Genomic DNA, 2,007 nt, shown 5'->3' with positions numbered 1-2,007 from the left:
AGGACGACGAGCGCGCAGGCGGCCACCGTCCAGCGGGCCGCGTCCCAGCCGCCGCCGCTCGCGAAGCCCCGCGCTCCGGCGGCGAACAGCACCACCGCCAGCGCCGCGGGCAGCAGCGCGGCTGCCGTCGCCCTGCCGCGGATACGCAACAGGGCGAGCGCCCGGACCTGCGCCGCACGCGCGCCCGGCTCCTCACCCGTACCGGTACCGGACATGGCTGGACCTCACCCCCTCTGCCCCCACGGCGCTGTTGCTCACTCCCCCACTGTGGCACCGGCCCCTGACATCGCAATGCCGGTGGGCCAAGTGCCGGAACGCCTGCGCCGCACCCTAGTTGGGGGTGCGGCGGGCGTCATCCGGATGGCTCAGCCGTCACTCGATGGAATGGCTTTGGGTAAAGGTGTTGAGGTGTGGGGGCCCGTCGGGGTACGGGGGCGAGGCCCTCGATCCTGGCCGGATCAGGCCTGCGCGGCCGCCGCGTCCTCGGCGGCCTTCCGGGCGATGTCGGTCCGCAGCTGGGAGCCCTCCAGCCGAATCCTGGCCGCCGCCGCGTAGGCGCGCTCGCGGGCACCCGCGAGGTCCCCGGCCGTCGCCGTCACGGACAGCACCCGGCCGCCCGCGCTGACCACCGCGCCGCCCTCGCGGCGGGTGCCGGCGTGCAGGACGTACGCGTGCGGAGCGTCCTGCTCCGCGACCTCGTCGAGCCCGTCGATCGGGTCACCCGTACGGGGAGTTCCCGGATAGTTGTGCGAGGCGATGACCACGGTGACGGCCGCGTCCTCGCTCCACCGCAGCGGCGGCAGCTGATCCAGGGAGCCGTTGGCGGACGCGAGCAGCACCCCGGCCAGCGGCGTCTTCAGGCGCGCCAGGACGACCTGGGTCTCCGGGTCGCCGAACCGGGCGTTGAACTCGATGACCCGCACCCCGCGCGAGGTAATCGCGAGGCCCGCGTACAGCAGCCCCGAGAAGGGCGTACCGCGCCGGCGCAGCTCGTCGACGGTCGGCTGGAGCACCGACTCCAGGACCTCGTCCACCAGCTTGGGATCGGCCCACGGCAGCGGCGAGTACGCGCCCATGCCGCCGGTGTTCGGGCCCTCGTCGCCGTCGAGGGCGCGCTTGAAGTCCTGGGCGGGCTGGAGCGGCAGCACGGTGGTGCCGTCCGTGATCGCGAAGAGGCTCACCTCGGGGCCGTCGAGGAACTCCTCGATGACCACCCGGTCGCAGGCGAGCGCGTGGGCGCGGGCCGCCTCGACGTCCTCGGTGACGACGACGCCCTTGCCCGCGGCCAGCCCGTCGTCCTTGACGACGTAGGGGGCGCCGAAGGCGTCGAGGGCGGCGTCGATCTCGGCGGGCGTGGTGCACACGTAGCTGCGGGCGGTCGGTACGCCCGCCCCGGCCATGACGTCCTTGGCGAACGCCTTCGAGCCCTCCAGCCGCGCGGCCTCGCCGGACGGGCCGAAGCACGCGATGCCGGCGGCGCGCACCGCGTCGGCGACCCCGGCGACGAGGGGCGCCTCCGGGCCGACGACCACCAGATCGGCACCCAGCTCGGTGGCGAGGTGCGCGACGGCAGCGCCGTCGAGGGCGTCGACCTGGTGCAGTTCGGCCACCTCTGCGATACCGGCGTTGCCGGGGGCGCAGTACAGAGCGGTGACGTCGGGGTCGAGGGACAGAGAGCGGCACAGGGCGTGTTCGCGGGCGCCGCCGCCGATGACGAGGACCTTCACGGGGTGCAGCCTAGCCGCCGGGGCGCGCGGGCCCCGACGGCCGCCGGTCCGTGGACAGGGGGCGGGTGCCCCGCCGGGCCGGTCGCCGGCTACTCGTTGGTGTACTCCTCGACCACCGTGGCCCCCAGCTCGCGGACGATCAGCTCGTGGCCGGAGAGCGCGGAGTCGACCAGATCGGGGTCGTCCTCCTCCGGGATGTCGTCCTCGGGCGCGACGGCCCTGGGCGGCGCGGGCACGGCGGCGGCCGGGGGCGGTGGCCCGGCCGGGGCGCCGGAACCGC

General features: G+C 75.4%; 2 protein-coding genes and 1 pseudogene. All 3 read right to left on the bottom strand.

The genetic code is table 11. The annotated features are described in order from the left end of the window. Positions 1–215 (bottom strand): annotated as a pseudogene (locus MHW47_RS34960) (hypothetical protein); the annotation flags it as partial. A 243-nt stretch (positions 216–458) separates the two neighbouring features. Beyond that, positions 459–1,727, bottom strand: a complete 1,269-nt coding sequence (gene purD / locus MHW47_RS34955) for a phosphoribosylamine--glycine ligase (RefSeq protein WP_239227847.1) — start codon at positions 1,725–1,727, stop codon at positions 459–461. An 89-nt stretch (positions 1,728–1,816) separates the two neighbouring features. Then, positions 1,817–2,007: hypothetical protein (locus tag MHW47_RS34950; protein WP_239227846.1), on the bottom strand; the 191-nt coding region annotated here is incomplete at its 5' end.

The sequence above is a fragment of the Streptomyces sp. OfavH-34-F genome, assembly GCF_022347745.1.
Taxonomy (GTDB): Bacteria; Actinomycetota; Actinomycetes; order Streptomycetales; family Streptomycetaceae; genus Streptomyces.
Note: the sequence above shows the minus strand (reverse complement) of the source record. Positions and strands in the feature narration are given on the sequence as shown.